Origin of the sequence: Pseudomonas veronii (assembly GCF_002028325.1) — a bacterium.
Lineage (GTDB): Bacteria > Pseudomonadota > Gammaproteobacteria > Pseudomonadales > Pseudomonadaceae > Aquipseudomonas > Aquipseudomonas veronii.
Genome location: NZ_CP018420.1, coordinates 3,408,977 through 3,427,677, shown reverse-complemented (window position 1 = coordinate 3,427,677; position 18,701 = coordinate 3,408,977). Strand labels below are relative to the sequence as shown.

At 62.6% G+C, this 18,701-nt stretch carries 17 protein-coding genes; 16 read left to right on the top strand and 1 reads right to left on the bottom strand.

The genetic code is table 11. The annotated features are described in order from the left end of the window. Positions 1-145: 145 nt before the first annotated feature. On the bottom strand, positions 146-1,039 hold the full coding sequence (locus tag PverR02_RS15625) for a helix-turn-helix domain-containing protein (protein ID WP_017849084.1): 894 nt from the start codon (positions 1,037-1,039) through the stop codon (positions 146-148). 222 nt (positions 1,040-1,261) lie between these two features. Between PverR02_RS15625 and PverR02_RS15620 the strand changes: the two genes are divergently transcribed. From PverR02_RS15620 to PverR02_RS15545, 16 genes are all read left to right on the top strand, one after another. Further along, positions 1,262-2,917: a (2,3-dihydroxybenzoyl)adenylate synthase gene (locus tag PverR02_RS15620; protein WP_079443798.1), complete on the top strand. Its 1,656-nt coding sequence runs from the start codon at positions 1,262-1,264 to the stop codon at positions 2,915-2,917. Next, on the top strand, positions 2,914-3,684 hold the full coding sequence (locus PverR02_RS15615; RefSeq protein WP_321572496.1) for a thioesterase II family protein: 771 nt from the start codon (positions 2,914-2,916) through the stop codon (positions 3,682-3,684). The genes PverR02_RS15620 and PverR02_RS15615 overlap by 4 nt, the downstream gene beginning before the upstream one ends. Further along, a complete protein-coding gene (locus PverR02_RS15610) occupies positions 3,681-3,986 on the top strand; it encodes an isochorismate lyase (protein ID WP_079443797.1) in 306 nt (101 codons plus the stop codon). The genes PverR02_RS15615 and PverR02_RS15610 overlap by 4 nt, the downstream gene beginning before the upstream one ends. Next, positions 3,983-5,380, top strand: coding sequence for an isochorismate synthase (locus PverR02_RS15605; RefSeq protein ID WP_079443796.1), 1,398 nt, complete (start codon positions 3,983-3,985; stop codon positions 5,378-5,380). Before PverR02_RS15610 ends, PverR02_RS15605 begins: the two co-directional genes overlap by 4 nt. A gap of 84 nt (positions 5,381-5,464) precedes the next feature. After that, the gene (locus PverR02_RS15600; protein ID WP_017849079.1) at positions 5,465-6,193 is read left to right on the top strand and encodes a helix-turn-helix domain-containing protein; all 729 of its coding nucleotides are present in this window, start codon (positions 5,465-5,467) and stop codon (positions 6,191-6,193) included. A gap of 183 nt (positions 6,194-6,376) precedes the next feature. Next, entirely contained in the window at positions 6,377-7,441 is a 1,065-nt protein-coding gene (locus tag PverR02_RS15595; RefSeq protein WP_046383432.1) for an SDR family oxidoreductase, read from the top strand. Then, positions 7,438-8,697, top strand: a complete 1,260-nt coding sequence (locus tag PverR02_RS15590; RefSeq protein WP_079443795.1) for an aspartate aminotransferase family protein — start codon at positions 7,438-7,440, stop codon at positions 8,695-8,697. The genes PverR02_RS15595 and PverR02_RS15590 overlap by 4 nt, the downstream gene beginning before the upstream one ends. 14 nt (positions 8,698-8,711) lie before the next feature. Then, a complete protein-coding gene (locus PverR02_RS15585; protein WP_046383430.1) occupies positions 8,712-9,155 on the top strand; it encodes a type II toxin-antitoxin system RatA family toxin in 444 nt (147 codons plus the stop codon). Positions 9,156-9,158: 3 nt separating this feature from the next. Then, complete coding sequence (locus PverR02_RS15580; protein ID WP_034113710.1) at positions 9,159-10,301, top strand: acyl-CoA dehydrogenase family protein; 1,143 nt, start codon at positions 9,159-9,161, stop codon at positions 10,299-10,301. Beyond that, positions 10,298-11,125, top strand: coding sequence for an SDR family NAD(P)-dependent oxidoreductase (locus PverR02_RS15575; RefSeq protein ID WP_017849074.1), 828 nt, complete (start codon positions 10,298-10,300; stop codon positions 11,123-11,125). Before PverR02_RS15580 ends, PverR02_RS15575 begins: the two co-directional genes overlap by 4 nt. Before the next feature lie 10 nt (positions 11,126-11,135). Beyond that, entirely contained in the window at positions 11,136-12,092 is a 957-nt protein-coding gene (locus PverR02_RS15570; RefSeq protein ID WP_079443794.1) for a fatty acid desaturase, read from the top strand. Positions 12,093-12,151: 59 nt separating this feature from the next. Beyond that, a complete protein-coding gene (locus tag PverR02_RS15565) occupies positions 12,152-12,952 on the top strand; it encodes a DUF3050 domain-containing protein (RefSeq protein ID WP_017849072.1) in 801 nt (266 codons plus the stop codon). Between the two features lie 16 nt (positions 12,953-12,968). After that, positions 12,969-14,036: an HlyD family secretion protein gene (locus PverR02_RS15560; RefSeq protein ID WP_017849071.1), complete on the top strand. Its 1,068-nt coding sequence runs from the start codon at positions 12,969-12,971 to the stop codon at positions 14,034-14,036. Further along, complete coding sequence (locus tag PverR02_RS15555; RefSeq protein ID WP_046489551.1) at positions 14,033-15,550, top strand: DHA2 family efflux MFS transporter permease subunit; 1,518 nt, start codon at positions 14,033-14,035, stop codon at positions 15,548-15,550. Before PverR02_RS15560 ends, PverR02_RS15555 begins: the two co-directional genes overlap by 4 nt. A gap of 23 nt (positions 15,551-15,573) precedes the next feature. Continuing rightward, entirely contained in the window at positions 15,574-16,917 is a 1,344-nt protein-coding gene (locus PverR02_RS15550) for a TolC family outer membrane protein (RefSeq protein WP_079443793.1), read from the top strand. A gap of 150 nt (positions 16,918-17,067) precedes the next feature. Beyond that, positions 17,068-18,693 carry a methyl-accepting chemotaxis protein gene (locus PverR02_RS15545; protein WP_079443792.1) on the top strand — a complete coding sequence of 542 codons (1,626 nt, stop codon included), beginning with the start codon at positions 17,068-17,070 and terminating at the stop codon, positions 18,691-18,693. Positions 18,694-18,701 lie beyond the last annotated feature (8 nt).

The window sequence follows — 18,701 nt, the reverse complement described above, 5'->3', positions numbered from 1 at the left end:
CTGTGACCCGTCTAGATAAAGTCCCTGGCTCACCAAGATGGAAGCCATTCTCAATTGGAACTCTATCGCAAGCGGTTTTTCAGAAAGCGCTCAGGGCTTTAGATAAACAGGCCTTTTCATTCGATTCAGAGACACCGTGCCGTGATCAACGGATTTCGCTGGGCGATACACCGTAGCGCTTGCGAAAGGCGATGGAAAAATGCGCCGGGCTGAATCCCACGCCGTAGGCGACGGTAGACACATTGCTTTCCTCGTCGCTGAGCATGCGGTGGGCTTCGTTGAGACGATGTTCGTGCAGGTAGCCGAACACGCTGGTACCGAACACTTTGCGAAACCCCGCCGTCAGTTTGCGCGGGCTCATGCCCACGTGGCTGGCCAGGGCGTTCAGGCTGGGCGGTTCGAGCAGCGAGCGCACCAGACGGTCCCGGGCGGCGTGTACACGCTCCACATCCGACGAGGTGATGCGCAGCTTATGCTCCGGCTGCCCGCGCTCACCGAGCAGGAACTGCGCGCTCAACGCGGTCAATTCCAGCGCCTTGCCACCCAAGTACAACGAGCGGCTCGGGCCCTGCATCGGGCATGTTGCAATTTGCGTGGCCAGTGCCTGCATCGCGCGCGGAGCCGGGCGCACCATCATGTACGGGTCGCCGCCGCCACTGCTGAGGAGCTTGCGCGGGGCCAGGCCGAGATGGCGGTCGAGGGATTCGAGGTCCAGCTGGACGATGGTGTAGCGCAGTGGCGTGGTGGTGCCGTAGATCTGCGACGAGGTGAACTCGCCGTCGTTGACGATGGTGCACAGGCTCGGCCCCTTGATCGACTGCTCGCTGTGCCCGGGGATGCGGCACGACAGCTCGCCACTTTGCACCAGAATCAACTTGAGGCCGCGCTCCAGCGGGTCCTCGACCCAGTTTTCGCTGTCTGACCACAACGTGCCGGTGACCAGGGTCATGTGCGGGTCCAGGTAGACCGTTCCGGGTTGGTTGCCCTTGGGTTCGGCCTGCGTCTCTTGTCGACTGGGGGCGATGATCGTAATAGTCATTGGGTTTTCCCTTGATCCTGAGGCCATTACGCGGGGCCTGACCTGAATGAGGAGGAGGCTTTTAAACCGTAAACCTCCCTGTTTATAGCCGCTGTGTATTTCATCTAATGAAAAAGTCACAGGTCCGAAAGCCTTGGCGTTGAGAAGCGCTCGGCGAAGGACAATGATAATAGATCTCATTTGGACGTTTGTAGCCAATTATTTCTACAAATAGGGGATTCCATGTCATTGCACACCTGCGCACCCGATTCAGACAGCGTTGGCGACGCGCCCGACTGGCCTGCCGCGTTCGCCGAACGCTACCGCCAGGCCGGTTACTGGCAAGACCAGACCTTCGCTCAGGCCCTCGATACGGTCGCCGCGCGCACCCCATCGGCCATCGCGATAACCGACGGCCCCTTGCACCTCAATTACCGCAGCCTGGCAGACCGCTGCCGGCGCCTGGCTGGCGGTTTGCACGCGCTGGGGATCGCAGAGGGCGACAATGTGGTGGTGCACTTGCCCAACGGCACTGCGTTTATCGAAGTGTGCTTTGCGTTGTTCCGCCTGGGCGCCCGGCCGATCCTCGCCCTGCCCGCCCACCGTCAACATGAGATCGGCGGCTTTTGTGGGTTTGCCCAGGCCTCGGCCTACATCGGCTGCGCTCAATTGGAGGGCTTTGATTGCCGCTCGATGGCGCGCCGACTGGCCGCTGCCAACCCGCTGTTGCGCCACGTGGTGATCGACGGCGATGCGCAGGAGTTCACCGCGTTGAGTGAGCTTTACAACAGCGCGCCGCTGGAACGGGACGCCGGTCGCGCCGACGCCGTGGCGTGTTTCCAGCTGTCGGGAGGCACCACCGGCACGCCAAAGTTGATCCCGAGGCGGCACGCCGAATACCTCTATAACGTGCGCGCCAGCAGCGAAGTCTGCGAGCTGGATGCGCGTACCGTTTACCTCACCGCGTTGCCCATGGCGCATAACTTCACCCTGTGTTGCCCGGGTGTGATCGGCACCCTGCTGGCCGGTGGGCGCGTGGTGTGTACGCGCCGCTCGGACCCGGAGTCCTGCTTTGCGCTGATCAGCGAGCAGCGGGTCACCGTCACCGCCTTGGTGCCGCCGCTGGCGATGCTCTGGCTGGACGCCCAGGACCAGCGCCAGGCCGACCTGTCCAGCCTGCGCGTGCTGCAAGTGGGCGGTGCGAAATTGCTCAGTAGCGCGGCAGAACGGGTCACGCCGACGCTGGGCTGCACCTTGCAACAAGTGCTGGGCATGGCCGAGGGGTTGTTGTGTTTTACCCGCCTGGATGACCGCCCGGATCTGCTGCTGCATACCCAGGGCCGTCCGCTGAGCGCCGATGACGAAGTACGCATTGTCAATGAACAGGGCCAACCGGTGCCCGAGGGTGAAGTGGGTGAACTGCAAGTGCGCGGCCCGTACACCATTCGCGGCTACTATCGCCTGCCCGAACACAATGCCCGGGCGTTCACCGCCGATGGATTCTATTGCAGCGGTGATCGGGTCAGGCGCACCGCCGACGGTTACCTGGTGGTCGAAGGTCGTGACAAGGACCAGATCAACCGCGGCGGTGAAAAAGTCGCTGCCGAAGAAGTGGAAAACCTGCTGATCGGCCATCCCCAGGTACACGACGCCGCGCTGGTGGCGATGCCGGATGCGGTGCTCGGCGAATCCACCTGTGCCTTTATCGTCGCCCGTGACCCGGCGCCCTCGGCCTTCGCACTCAAGCATTACCTGCGCGGCCACGGCCTGGCGGCGTTCAAGGTGCCGGACCGTATCGAGTTCGTCGCACACTTCCCGCACACCGGCGTGGGCAAAGTCAGCCGCAAAGACCTGCGCGAGCGCCTGCGCCAGGCCTGGCTGCAGAGTGCCGCTTCGTGAACCTGCACGACGAACGCTGGGTACGCGCTTATCGACTCACGCCCATGCCACGCTGGCGATGGGTGTGTTTCGCGCATGCCGGGGGCAGTGCAAGTTTCTTCCGCGACTGGGTCCATGCCCTGCCCGCCGACATCGACCTGTTGGCCATCCAATACCCGGGCCGCGAAGACCGTTTCAGCGAGCCGTGCCTGACCGACATGCAGCGCCTCGCCGACGGTGCCGCGCACGCGTTGTCGTGTTACGCCGACCGGCCGCTGGTGTTGTTCGGCCATAGCCTGGGGGCGGTGGTGGCATATGAAGTGGCGACGCGCCTGGAACAACGGGCAATCGCCGTCGACCACCTGTTCGTGTCCGCCCACCCGGCACCGCAGCGCCAACGCGGCGGGCAGTTGCACCTGGGCCCCGACGCGGCCTTGCTGGACGATGTGCGGCGCCTGGCCGAGCGCCCCAATGCGTTGCTGGAGAACCCGGCCCTGTGCGAACTGTTCCTGCCCGGCTTGCGCAACGATTACCGCATCGTTGAAACCTACACCTGTGCGCAACCGCGGCCGCTCAAGAGCCGCATCGGGGTGTTCTACCCCGAGCAAGACCCGGAAATCGAGCTTGATGAAGCCATGGCCTGGCAAGCCGCCAGCCACCGGCCACTGCACCTGCAGCGCTGGCAAGGCGGACATTTTTACCTGGTCGAGCAGCGCCAGGCACTCATCGACGCCATCGTCGCGACGCTGTCGACCCCATCGCCCTCCTTGAAGGAAACCTGTCAATGAAAACCCCCGACGCCTGTGATGGCCTGCAGGACATCCGTCACGCCATCGATTCACTGGACCACCAGATCATCGACCTCATGCGCCAACGCATGACTTACGTCAAAGCCGCCGCGCGCTTCAAGCCGACCGAAAGCAGCATCGCCGCGCCCGAACGCGTTGCCCAGATGCTCCCGCAACGCCGCGAGTGGGCCGAGCAGGCCGGGCTGGACCCGCACTTCGTCGAAACCCTGTTTGCCCAGATCATCCATTGGTACATCGGCCAGCAAGTGTTGCACTGGCGCGCGATGAGAACGCTGGCATGAGGGCCTTTGCACAGTTGCACGCCCATGCCGAGGGGATGACCGAGGTGTTCGAGCACGCCCAGCGGCGTGCCGTCGAACAAGGTGAACCGGTGTTGGCCAGCTACTCGATGAGGATCGCCCCGCTGGACTTGCTGGCGCTGTTTGGCAGCGTCGACCAACCTGGCGCCGAGTGCCTGTTCTGGCGGGCGCCGGAAGACGACAAAAGCCTGTTCGGCTGGGGGGTGGCGGCGGAGCTGAGCAGCGCGGGCCCTCAGCGTTTTGCCTCGGTCGATGCGCAATGGCGACACTGGCTGCAAAGCGCGGTGATACACGGCCCGCTGGCGCCTTCGGTGTGCGGCGGCTTTCGATTCGATCATCAGGTCAAGGCCAGCCCCGCCTGGCAGGGTTTTGGCGATGCGTCCCTGTGGCTGATGACGTTATTGTTGGTGCGCGACGGTGCAGACTGTTGGCTGGTGTGCCAACAGCGCATCGCGCCCAGCGATGCGGCGCGCTGCTGTTGCGAGCACGTACTGAAGGAGTGGAACACGCTGATGGATCGCTACGTCAGCGGCGCGCCCTCGACGGCTGCACGGCAGCACACCCGCGACCAGAGCCTGTCGCGGGCCTGCTGGGAAAGCAAAGTCGCGCATGCCCTGGACGTGTTGCGCGACACCGCGTTGAACAAGGTGGTGCTGGCGCGGGAAGTGGTCAGCGAATTTTCCCGGCCTATCAGTGCCGGGCGCACCTTGGCTGCCCTGGCGATCAACGACCCCACGGCGTACTTGTTTGCGTTTCGACGCAACCACGCGTGTTTTATCGGCGCCTCCCCGGAGCGCCTGGTCAAACTGCACAACGGTCACCTGCAAACCCTGGCGCTGGCGGGCACAGCCCGGCGCGATCCCTGCCCGGAGCAGGATGCGCAACTGGCGCAAACGCTGCTCGGCTGCCAGAAGAACCAGCATGAGCATGCCGTGGTGGTGCAGATCATTCAGCGTGACCTGGCGCCCTGGGTACGCCCGTTGCACGTTCCCCCGGCGCCGCACATCAAGCGGCTCAGCCGCGTGCAGCACTTGGCGACGCTGATCGAAGGCGCACTGCGCCCGCAGAGCAGTTTGCTGGACATGGTCGCAGTCCTGCACCCGACGCCCGCCGTCGGCGGCCATGAACGCGGCCAGGCGCTGGAGCATATTCGCCAATTCGAGGGCTTTGACCGTGGCTGGTACGCGGCGCCGTTAGGCTGGCTGGATGCCCACGGCAACGGCGAATTCATCGTCGGTTTGCGCAGCGCCTTGCTCAACGGCAACCAAGCCCGTCTATTTGCCGGCTGTGGCATCGTCGAACACTCCGACCCTGCCAGCGAATACGACGAAACCTGCATCAAATTGGCGGGCATGCGCGCCGCGTTGCAGGTATAACCCGCTGCCCGATGCTTGAATCAAGTCCGGCGCAGGCCTACCCTGCACACGGAAAATTCACCCTCTGAGTCAGGAAGACCTTACATGTGGGATGGCAACGTTACCTTTGGTGATTCATGGGCCGGCTACATTGGCCGCGCGGATCAGAACACTGCCCACTCCCATGTTGCCATTCAGCTGTGCATCGGCGTACACCAGCCCGTCACCCTGGAGTTGCCAGGCCAGTCGATCCGCGCGGCCGGCGTGATCATTGGGCCCAATGTCGAGCACCGTGCCGTGCCCGACATTCATCCGGTGGCCTTTGTCTACGTCAACCCGGATACCCCGTTGGGGCGTGCGCTCAACGCGTTGCTGCAAGACAATGGCATCGCCCTGGCCAGTGACGAACTGCTCGAGTGCTTTCGCCACTCCAGCTCCCTGTCTCAGTTTGTGGAAGCGCTGGGGCGCTTGCTGGCGATTACGTCGCCCATCGACCAACGCCTCTACAAGGCCTTGAACATTCTGCGCCTGGACCGCGACGGTCCGGGCTCCGTCAGCCGCGCCGCGAGTGCGGTCGGCCTGTCCAGCCCGCGCTTGCGCTATGTCGCCACGCACCAGATGGGCGTGTCGCTGTCCCAATGGATCATCTGGAACAAACTCGAGCGCGCGTCCAAATCCCTCGCTGACGGTTCCACCTTGTCGGATGCCGCCGCCGACGGCGGCTTTTCCGACCAGGCGCACTTGGCCCGCATCATGCGCCGCATGATTGGCATGACGCCCCGCACCGCTGCCAGGGTTTTGCGAAAGACAAGCGTTTCGTTCAAGACGCATTGATATCAAAAAGCCAATATCGATCGCATCTTATTCGCGAAAACGATAAGCGCTGATTGCCGGCCTCACACAGCACCTCAGCGCTACCGACAGTGAATGCAAGAGTGTTCGCCAGGGGTATCCGTGCCCGGGATTTGGCGGAACGCACCGTTAATTCTTTCGATGAGTCCGCAGGAAGCGTCCTACATGTCAGAACAGCAAAAATTAACCGTCCTTCTCACGGGTGGCTCAGGCGTACTCGGTGAATCACTGATCGACTGCCTGGCAGAGGACTTTGACCTGGTATGCCTGGCGCGTAAAAGCCGCATTCGCCACCCGCGCGTGGAGGTGCTCAAGGGCGATATATGCAGCCCGCGACTGGGGCTGGACGTCGGCGATTATGAAGCGCTGCTCAAGCGTGTTGATTGGGTGATCCACGCCGCAGCGGTGACCCGCATGGATGGCGATATCGACCAGATCTTTTCGGTGAACTACCTCGGCACCGAAAACGTCGTGAACTTTGTCCAGCAAGCCAACGTGCCGCTTTACCACATCAGCACCGCCTTCACCCATCCGTGCGACTACTACGAAGGCGTGCAAGCAGAAACGCCTTACGAAGTCGCCAAGCGCCAGGCTGAAACGCTGGTGCGCTCGGCAGGTATCGATGTTTCGATCTTTCGTCCCTCCATCATCATCGGCGACTCGGACAGCGGGCACATGCCCAACTTCCAGGGGTTTCATATGACCATGGGGCTGATGATGTCCGGCGTGCTGCCTATCGTGCCCTGCCCGCCTGCCGGGTATATCGACTTGATCGCCCGTGACGTGGCGGCGCGGGCGATTGCCAACGCGTTGCGCCAGCGCTTGATCGGCGCAGACTACTTTCTCACCAGTGGCCCGCAGGCGCTTGATCTCAACGGCCTGTTGGACCTGATGTGCCAATCCATGGAAGCCCAGGCCCAAGCCTTCACCCGGCCGCGCTGCATGGCGCCGGATATTTATGAGCGGCTGATCCGCCCAGTGTTCCTCCCGGCACTGACCGGCAATATCCAGGCCGCGCTGGGCCGCGCCAACCAGCTGTGTCGCTATGCCTGCCTGCGTACACCGCTGCCCACGTCACTCCCTGAGTTGCTCGGCGAACCGGCGTTCAGCGCACGGGATGTCAGCCGTGAGTTACTGCTCTCGCTCAACCACTTGGCGCCCAAGCTGGGCGCGTTGACGCGCATGCTCAAGCAGCCGATGCCAACCGTCGCACAGGCGTCAGTCGCATGAACCCGCTTCTTACCGAACCCGCAGCCGACGCCGCACAGGTCGACCAGTACTTCCGCCAGCATGTGAATTCAGGGTACGCGCGCCTTGCGTCGTTGATGAATTTGCCGATCGAACAGTCCAGCCATGGCGTTTATATCTACGACAGCCAAGGCCGCAAGTACCTGGATGCCGGCGGCTATGGCGTATTTTTCCTCGGCCACGGCCACCCGGTGGTGGTGGCGGCCGTCACCCGGCAACTGCAGCAAAACGCCCTGGCCAGCAAGCTGTTGCTCAACCCGCAACAGGCTTTCGCCGCGCAAGCCCTGGCTGCACATTGCCCTGGCAACCTGGACTATGTGTTCTTTTGCAACTCAGGTGCCGAGGCCACCGAAGCCGGCCTGAAACTCGCCCGGCTCAACGGCTGCCGCCGCACGCTGTCGACCCTCGGCGGCTTCCACGGCAAGACCCTCGGCGCACTCGCCGTCACCGGCCGCGAAAGCTACCGCGAGCCGTTCAGCGGCCTGCTCAGTGAAAGCACGTTCGTCCCCTTCGGCGACAGCGCCGCGCTGGAACACCAATTGCGCGCTTCGCCGGACAAGGCCTGTGTGATTCTCGAACCGATCCAGGCCGAAGCGGGTGTGATCCTCGCGCCGCCAGGCTACCTGACACGTGTCCGCGCACTGTGCGACCAGTACGGCGCCGTGCTGATCATCGACGAAATCCAGTCCGGCATGGGCCGTACCGGCCATTGGTGGGCATGCGACCAGGAACAGGTGGTGCCCGACATCATGCTGGTGGGCAAAAGCCTGTCCGGTGGCTGCGTGCCGGTCAGTGCCATGGTCGCCAGCGCAGCGATTTACGCGCCGTTCAACCGCAACCCCACGGTGCATACCTCGACCTTCGGCGCCAACCCGCTGGCCATGGCGGCCGTGCAGGCCACGTTGCAAGTGATGGTGCAGGAAGACCTCGTGGAACGTGCCCGGCTGATGGGCCAGGACCTGCACGCCCGCTTCAGCGCGCTGTTGCAGCAGAGGGGCCTGGCCGAGCGCGTCAAGTTGCGCAGTGCTGGCTTGTTGCTGGGCTTTGAATTCAGCGACGCCTCGGTCGCCGCGAACATGGTCATGGCCCTGATCGAACAGCAAATCATTGTGTGCCACTCGCTCAATGACCACCGGGTCGTCAGGCTCACGCCTTCCCCGCTGCTGACAGCCCAGGATTGCAATCGGTTGATCGAGGGGTTCGCCCACGCGCTGACCACCTCAATACCATCCCTTTGATTGGAGTTTCCCCCATGCAAGAAGTCAACGTACTGGCCCATATCCCCAGTGCCTGCGCTGATGAAGTCTTTGCCGTGATCAGCGACTTCAGCAACTACGTCGAGCTGTGCGAGTCGGTGCGCAATATCACGATCAATAAGGTCAGCGACCAGGTGTCGTTCACCTCCTGGGAAGTCAATTTCCACAGCGGCATTCTCAAGTGGCAGGAGCGTGACACGTTCAATACCCAGACCCGGGAAATCCACTTCGAGCAAATGAGCGGCGATGTCGATCACTTCTCCGGCACCTGGCAAGTACTGCCGGACGGCAAAGACGCGGTCATCACCTTCGCCTCGCGCTTTGACCTGGGCCTGCCGATGCTCGCCGACATGCTCGACCCCGTGGCCCACAAAGCCATCCGCGACAACATTCACTCGATCATCACCGGTCTGTTCCCGGCGAGTTACTTGAAGGCCTGAACCATGTCCCTTTCACTGTTGAATCGCTCGCGTGCCTTGCTGCACAGCTACGCCCCAGGTTTTGACGAACGCCTGGCGAGCATCGCATTCGCCGAACGCGAAGCGCCGCCTAGCGAAGTCATCGCCCTGTTCAAGCAACAAGGGCCGGTCGGCCTGTTGGTCAACCGTGCCGCGGGCGGGTTGGGCGCGGGCATCCTTGATGCCGTGCATGTGCAGATCGCCCTGGGCGCGCGTTCACCCTCGCTGGCGGTGGCCAGCACCATGCATCAGTTTTCCGTGGCGAGCCTGTTGGCCCTCACCCAGAACGGCGGCGGCGCCGAAGGTTTGCTGTTGGCGGCGGTCGCACAAAAGCGCTTGCTGCTGTCCTCGGGGTTTGCCGAAGGCAACTCGGGCGCCGGCATTCTCGATTCGAACATGCAGGCGCTGCAAACCCCTGAAGGTGTATTGCTCAGTGGCAGCAAAAAGCCCTGCTGCCTCGGGCAGTCGATGGACTTGCTCACCGCCAGCTACACCCGCCAGACCGCCGAGGGCGAAGAGCTGATGGTCGCACTGATTCCGGCGAATGCACCGGGCATCACGCGGTCGCCGTTCTGGCAGAACAGCGCACTGGCCGCCGCCGAAAGCATCGAGGTGCGCCTCAACGAAGTCTTCGTGCCCGAACGCATGTTGTTTTCCGCCGGCTACAAACACCTGTTGGGTGACGTGCAAACCGTCGGTTTCATCTGGTTCGAGCTGTTGATTTGCGCGTCCTACGTGGGGGTCTGCGCCGGTTTGGTCGAGTCTGTGATCGAGGCCGGGCGCTGGACACCCCATCACCGCGTGGAGCTGGCGGCTCAGCTGCAACTGGCGATCAGTGCGCTGGAAGGCGCGGCGCTGGATATCGAACGCAACCCGCAGGACCTGCCGAACGTGCTGGCCCGCCTGCTGCTGGTGCGCTACGGCATCGAACAACTGCTCACCGAGCTTTCGGACCAGGCCCACGCCATGCTCGGTGGGATGGCGTTTATCACCAGCAACCAGAGTTCGAACTGGTTGATGGCTTGCCGTGGCCTGCAGTTTCACCCGCCGGCGAAGATCTCGATGGCGAGCAACCTCGACACCTACTTGTCCCACTCAACCTTCAGCATCGCCGGAGCGCACCCATGAACCTGCTCGGAAAAATCGTCGTGATCACCGGAACCGCGCGCGGCCTCGGTTACGCGGCGGCCTGCACATTGAAAAAACAGGGCGCCACCGTGATCGGCCTGGACATTCTTGCGCCACAAGAGCCCGGGTTGCTGGATGGGTTTTATCAAGTCGACCTGTGTGACCGAACGGCGCTGGCGCAGGTGATTGGCGCCATCAGCACCGACTTCGGCGACATCGATATCCTGGTGAATAACGCCGGCACCCTGACCCTGGAACGCGGTGAAACCGGCGTCACCGACGCAGTCACCCGCGCGGTGGATGTGAACCTGTTCGCGCCATGGCAATTGGTGGCCGGGTTCCTGCCGGGGTTGCTGCGCAAGCGCGGCAAAGTGGTCAACGTGTCGTCGCTGTTTGCCCTGGTGAACGCGCCTTATGTGGCCGCATACGCTGCCAGCAAACGCGCGCTGAGTGCTTATTCGGACGTGCTGCGCATGCAATATCGCGGGCAGCTCGACGTGGTCACCGTGTACCCGGGCTTTATCGACACCGCCATTCACTTGCCCGCCCAGCGCGTGGGTTTGTCGGTCAAGCGCCTGGTGACGTTCATGTGGGGTGACAGGACCCTGCTGTCTCTCGAAGAGAAACTCGATGCCGCCGCCGATGGTCTGGTTCGCGCCTGCCAAAAAGACGGCCTGCGCAACCGCGGGCTGACCTTTATGGGCACGCTGGCCATGTACACCGCGCGTATCGCACCAAGTGTGGTCGACGCTTTTATCGCCCTGCGCCTGCGCACGCTGACCCGCGGCGGGCACCTCGCGCTCAAACCTGAACTGATCGAGTAACGCGTTGCCAATGGCCAGACAACTCCACAGCAAGCCTCAGGTCCGCCTCGATCGCGCCTTGTTCAAGGCCCGGTCGGGTGAGTCCCTGTTGATCATCGGTTACGCCTTGTGCCTCTTCCTGCTGCCCCTCGCGCTGTTTGTGTGGGTGGCGAACACGGCCGCCACCCTGTGGGTGTTGCTGTGCTCGCCCCTTTGGGTGCTGGCCGGGTACGGGTGGTTTCTGCAAGCGATCCTCGGGCATGAAGGTTTCCACTTCAACCTGAGCAGCAGGCCTATGCACAGTTGCTACCTGGGCATTTTCACCAGTTCGTTGCTGCCTGGATTCTGCGTGACCGGTTACTTCGTCGACCATTGGCAACACCATCGCTACAGCAACAGCGAACAGGACCCGGACTATCGGCACTTCTCGCGTTATCGGAGCCTGTTTAGCCGCCTTGCGCTGTCACGGTTGATGGCCACCTCGAACTATCTGCAGGCGACGTTGCGCCTGGCTTTCGGCCCGCCGGTCAGCCCATCGCCCTTGCCTTCGCCTTTGAGCGCAGCCCAGGTGCGACGACTGGCGCGCTGCAATATCGCGTGCCAGGTCGGCTGGTTGAGTGTCTACGCGGTCGCCCTGTGGCAGATCGACGGGCTGCTGCTTGGGTTTGCCTTGAGCCTGGCGGTTGCGTTCCTGCTCTCGGCAGTCAATGCCTATCAGGAACATGCCTTCAGCGAGGGCCATGAGCAGCCCCCTGCCCGCTCGCGTACCTCGCGCCTGAGCACCTGGCTGCACGCCGGCGCGAACTTTCACCTGGAGCATCACTTTTATCCAGCGGTGCCGTGCTGGCGCCTGCCCAAGGTCCACCGCCAACTGCTGGACGCGGGGTGGTATGCAGACCGGCAATACCTGCTGGAAACACGCTTCATACCGTCCTTCAAGTACGCCTGCGGTCGCCATCCTTACCGGGGCGACACGCTGAACGACTGAACGGCCCTCTTACTTTCCCCATGGATTTTGGCCTGAACCATCAGGCCGCAGGAGCTGCTATGCCTTTTGATATCGACCGCCACATTGAAACCGAGCGCGCCCAGTTATTCGGCCACCCGCTTTTCGCCAATATCCGCACCGTTGAAGATGTACGCACACTGATGGAATTTCATGTGTTTGCCGTATGGGACTTCATGACCCTGCTCAAGCGCATCCAGCGCGACCTCACCTGTGTGGAGTTGCCGTGGGTACCGCCAACGCATATCACGGCTGCGCGCTTGATCAATGAAATCGTGGTCGGCGAAGAAACCGACGAACACCCCGATGGCGGCTTTATCAGCCACCTGGACCTGTACCTGACCGCCATGGATGAAATCGGCGCCGACAGCTCGGTATTCCGCCGTTTCCTCGCTGCCATCCAGGCCAAGGAACCGCTGGCCAAGGCCCTCAGCGACCGCGATATCCCATTGGCGGCCAAAGTGTTCATGTGCCAGACGCTCGATGTGGCGCAACACGGCACCACCGAAGCGGTGTTGGCGTACTTCTTCTTTGGCCGTGAAGACATCATCCCCGACATGTTCGGACGCCTGCTGTCGCAATGGTCGGTCAGCGAAACCGAGGTGCCGATGCTCACCTATTACTTGAAGCGCCACATCGAAATGGATGGCGACGATCACGGCCCGGCCGCTAAACGCATCATCGCTGAAATCGTCACCACCCCTGTGCAGCACCAGCACATGGTCGAAAGCGCCAAGACCGCGATCAAATCGCGCATCGATTTGTGGGATGGCGTGCATCACTTCCTGCAGCACAAAGCGCAACATGCCACGGACCGCCCTGAGTGCCTAAGCCTCGCATGACCACAGGGAGCAGGACATGACCAAAGGTAAATTGATAAAACTGACACTGTGCGGCGTTGTGGTCGGTGGGTTACTGCTGCTCGGCTGGCAGCGTTGGCAGTATTCCAACGCTTACGTGAGTACCGATAACGCCGAGCTCGATGGCGTGATCATTCCGGTGCGCGCCAAGCTCTCGGGCGTGGTGATGAGCGTGCCGGTGACAGACAACGTCACGGTGCAAAGCGGTGATCTGCTGTTTCAGATCCGCGACAGCGAATATCAATACCAGGTCGAGCAGCGTGAGGCGCAATGGCAGGCGTTGCTTGCTGCCGCAGGGCGCGGCGGCGGTCCGGGTGCGTTGGACAGCCAGGTCCTCGGCGCGGTCGCAATGCGCCAGGCGGCGCAAGCGGCGCTGGCGCAATCCAGCGCCAATCTGGAGCAGGCGCGCAACGATTACGGGCGCGCCCGCCGCCTGGGCGCCCAAGGTGTGTTGAGCACCCAGGATCTCGAGGTGGCCAAGGCGCGTTTCGACGCCCTTAGCCACGCCCAGGAAGTGGCACGCGGCAATGCCCAGGCTGCCGCGCAAAGCACCTTGGCCAACAAAGCCGAACTGAAAGTGCAGGACTACCGGATCGCGGCGGCGCAAGCCGAACTGGAACAGGCCCGGATCAAGCTGCACGACACTCGTCAGACCGCGCCGGTGCGCAGCATCGTCTCGAAAAAAGAAGTCGAGCCGGGCCAATTCGTGGTCGCCGGGCAGAAGCTGTTGAGCCTGATTGCCACCGACCCGCTGTGGATTACCGCCAACTTCAAGGAAACCCAGGTCGGGCGCGTGCGGGTCGGCCAGTTGGCCAAGGTCACTGTGGATGCGTTTCCCGGGCAGGCTTTCGACGGGGTGGTCGAGAGCCTCGCACCGGCTACCGGCGCAAAATTTTCACTGCTGCCCCAAGAGAACGCTACCGGCAACTTCACCAAGGTGGTGCAGCGCGTGCAGGTCAGGATTGCCCTCAAAGACGTGCCGGATGACTACAAAGCCTTGTTGAGCCCCGGCATGAGCGCCTTCGTCGAAGTCGCCACGCAACAGCACGGCAGCCACACGTTATGAAGTCGCCGTATCTGATTGCGCTGACCGTGACGCTGGTGTCGATGATGGAACTGCTCGACGTGACCATCGTCAACGTGGCGATTCCCAGCCTGATGGGCACCTACGGGGCGTCGGTCGATGAAATCTCCTGGGTGTCCACCGGCTACGTGGTGGCCAACGTAGTGATCCTGCCGGTCAGCGGCTGGCTGTCGGCCTGGTTCGGGCGGCGCACTTATTACCTGGTCTCCACGGCAGTGTTCGTGCTGGCATCCGTGGGCTGCGCCTTTTCCGCCGAACTCTGGCAACTGGTGGCGTTCCGCGTACTGCAAGGCTTGGCGGGAGGCGGGTTGCTGGGGATTTCACAGGCAATCATTTACGACGTATTCCCCAAGGAGAAGGTCAGCAGCGGCATGGCGTTGTACGGCGTTGGCGTGATGATGGGGCCGACGTTGGGCCCCACCGTCGGCGGCTATCTGATCGACACCTTGTCCTGGCACTGGATATTCCTGATCAATCTGCCTATCGGTGCCGTGGCCCTGCTGCTGTGCTGGCTGTGCATCGGCGATTCCGCCAATGAAAGCAAACCCAGCAGCGTCGACTACAGCGGCTTCTGCCTGCTGGCCCTGGGCGTCGGCAGCCTGCAGATCCTGCTGGAGCGCGGCGAGCATTGGGACTGGATGGAATCGAACTGGACGGTTGCCTGCCTGTTGCTCAGCAGCTTCAGCCTAGTGGGGTTCTTCTGGTGGGAACGGCGCGCGACCAACCCGATCGTCAATGTGGCGTTGTTTCAGAACCGCGAGTTTTTGATGGGCTGCATCTGCGCGTTTTGCGTGGGTTTCGGGCTGTACAGCACGTTATTCATGGTGCCGCTGTTTTTGCAGACGTTGCTGGCACAAAGCGCGTACCAGAGCGGGCTGGTGATTTTCCCCGGAGCGGTGGCCAGTGCCATCAGCACCTTGGTGATCGGCAAGCTGTCCCAGGAAAACAAGATCGACGAGCGCGTGTTCGTGACCTTGGGCATCGTCATGTACTGCTATGCGATGTTCCTGCACACCCAGTTCACCCTCGACAGCAACCCGGACACGCTCTATTGGCCCCTGGTGATTCGCGGCCTGGGCCTGGGCATGATCTTCGTACCGCTGACCAACCTGGCCATGCGCCGTCTGCCGCTGACGTTGATCTCGGGCGCCTCGGGCGTGCTCAACCTGATGCGCCAGTTGGGCGGCAGCGTCGGCATCGCCATTGCCGCGACCCTGCTCACGCGGTTTTCGTGGGAGCGCTATCGCCTGCTGTCCGAGCATGTGACCGAGTCCAGCCTGGTTGCCAGCGGCTGGGGCGGCGTGGAATCCAACCCGCTGTTTCTGTCCCTGAACCTTGCAAGCCATCAACAAGCCTTGGCCCTGATGCCTTACCTGCAAGCGCGTGAACAAGCGCAAATGCTGGCGTTCAGCATGCTGTTCGGCACATTGGGCGCGGTCATGGCCATCGGCATTCCCATGGTGCTGATGATGCGCAGAAGCACCCTCAGCCGATAACTTCTCCAGTGGAGCACATCCCCTTGCGTATTCCAGGGCTGCATCTCGACCCGATCACACTGCTCACTTTCCTGTGCGGCCTCAGCCTCGCCTGCTGCCCGGCCAATGCGGCGGCGGAAGACTTGTACCAGCTGTACCAGAAGGCGCTGACCCACGACATGAAGTTCGCCGCCGCACAGGCGCAACAATTGGCCACCGCGGAAAAAGAACCGCAAAGCCGTGCCAACCTGTTACCGGACCTGTCGGTCACCGGCGGCGCGGCGTGGGTCGATGCCGAGGATTCGTCCGACTATCATCGCAACCGCAATAACACCAACGCCTATGCCGTGGTTCTCACCCAACCGCTGTTGCGCTGGCAGAGTGTGGTTGCCCACGACCAAAGCAAACTGATGATCAGCGCCAGCGAGGTGCAGACCGAACAGGCGCGCCAGGACCTGATGCTGCGTGTCGCCCGCGCCTACTTCGACGTACTGCTTAACCAGGAACTGCTGAACACCCGCACGCAACAGTTGCAAACCCTGCAGGAGAGCCAGGACCGCACCCGGCGTTTGTTGGCCGACGGCGCCAGCACCCACAACGCGCTCGAACAGGTTCAGGCCAAATACGACCAGGCCTTCGCGGAGCAAATCGCCGCACGCGGCGCGCTGGATATCGCCACCGAAGCCCTCACCCAATTGACCGCCGCCCAGGCGCGCCCATGGTCGGGCAAGGAGCCACAATTCAGCGCTCCGGTGCCCGCCGCGATCGGCGCCTGGGCCACCACCGCGCAACAAGGCAACCTCGCCGTGCAGCGGGCGCAGATTGCCCAGCGCCTGGCCGAAATGGACATCGACAAGGAACAAGCCGGCCACTTGCCGACCCTTGACCTGATCGCCGCCCATGGTCGTTTTGCCTCGGTCGGCGGCGATGTGTACGACGTCACCCTGCCGGAGAATCGTTATAACCAGACGGTGGTCGGGGTCAAACTGAGCGTGCCACTGTATGGCGGCGGCCGTACCAGCAGCCGCGTGCGCGAAGCCCATGCGTTGCAGAGCAAAGCCCTGGATGAACTCGAAGATGCGCGCCGCAGCGCCGGGCTGATGGCCCGCCAGGCCTACCTGCAAGTGACCAGCGGCATGAGCCAATACCAGGCGCTCAAGCAGGCGCTGAAATCCAGCCAGGTCAACCTCACGTCGGTGACCCACGGCTTCGAGGCCGGTGCGCGCATCAACACGGAGGTGCTGGACGCACAGCAGAAAGTCACGGACACCCAGCAACGTTTGGCCCAGCAACGCTACGCGATTCTGCTCGCGCAGCTCAACCTGCTGGCGTCGACGGGGAACCTGAACGACGTGCGTCTACGTGAGGTCAGTCGCCTGCTCGATTGAACCCGGTGCGCGCCCCATTCAGCCCATGTACCTGAGCCATTGAATTCAGGGTTCGATAATCGAACGAGTTCCCACTTCTGCCGTTCAAGTTCACTGCGTGAATGCGGATAGCACGATCACTATTACTTAAGTGGTCTGCGGAGTATGCCCATGTTTGCCCATCTGAAAATTCGCACCGGGATGATCGGGGTGTTGCTGCTGTTCGTTATTGCACTGTTGTTCTCTACCCTGAACGGCTGGCGGTCGGCGGTACGCAGTCACGAGCACATTGACGAGTTGGGGCGTACCTCGCGACAAATCGACGGGATCAACAACGCGTTGCTGCTGGCAATCCGTACCAGCGCCAACGTGTCCTCGGCGTTCATCGAGACCGTCGGCGGGCGTTTCGACGACGCGGAAGCCCGGCTGGTGCGCAGTGAGGCGATCTGGAGTGACGCCATCGCCAAGGTCAATGCCTCGACCACAGACTTGCGTGACCCGCAGTTGAAGGCCCTCGCCGAAGATCTCAAGCGTGCGTTCGCCGTATACGGCACGGCCATCGTCGGACAACGCGCCGCCACGCGCGCGCGCTCCGCCGAAGAGTATTTTCAAGTCAACATCGATGCCGGCAACAGCATGACCAAGCTTCAGGAGATTCGCGTGAAGCTGGTCGGCGCGTTGGATGCCCGTGCCCAGGAGATCAACACGGAGGCGGCTGCGCGGCTGCAGACTTCGCAAACCCTGGCCATTGCCTTGATCCTGCTGACCCTGGCACTCGCTGTCGTCTGCTGGGTATTCATCTCGGGCACCGTCCTGCGCCCATTGCGCGCGGCCGGCGAGCACTTCAAGCGCATTGCCGGGGGCGATCTGACCCGCGAAGTCGTCTCGCCTGGCCGCAACGAAATTGGCGAATTGTTCCTTGAACTGCAACGCATGCAGGCGAGCCAGCGTGAAACACTGATCCAGATCGCTGACTCAGCCACGCAGTTGGCCTCAGCCGCTGAAGAACTCAACGCCGTCACCGAAGAAAGCAACCGTGGCCTCCAGCAGCAGGACATGCAGCTGGAACAGGCCGCGACCGCGGTGAACCAGATGACCAGTGCGGTCGAAGAAGTGGCGCGCAACGCGGTGTCGACTTCGCAAGCGGCCACCGCCTCCAATACGCTGTCGGAAAAGAGCCGTCAGCAGGTACGCGAAAACATCAGCGGTACGCAATCGATGACCGCCGAAATTCAGGGCAGCGCCGAGCGTATCCAGCACCTCGCCAATGAAGTGCGCAACATCGGCAAGGTGCTCGACGTGATCCGGGCCGTCTCGGAGCAGACCAACCTGCTGGCCCTCAACGCGGCGATCGAAGCAGCCCGGGCCGGTGAAGCCGGTCGGGGGTTTGCTGTCGTGGCCGACGAGGTCCGCACCCTCGCCTACCGCACCCAGGAATCGACCCGCGAGATCGAACAGATGATTGCCAGCGTGCAGAGCACTGCCGAACACGCGGTGGATTCGATGCGCAGCAGCACGGCGCGGGCGCAAGGCACGCTGGAAATCACCCAGGCGTCGGGGGTGGTGCTGGAGGATATCTTCGCGGCCATCGGCCAGATCAACGAGCGCAACCTGGTGATTGCCAGTGCCGCCGAAGAACAGGCCCAGGTTGCCCGTGAGGTCGACAGCAACCTGTTGGCGATCCGCGACCTGTCGGCGCAATCCGCGGCGGGCGCCTTGCAGACCAACGCCGCGAGCCATGCGCTGTCACGCTTGGCTGCGGAGCTGAGCGGGCTGGTGGGACGCTTTCGGACTTGATCCTTGGC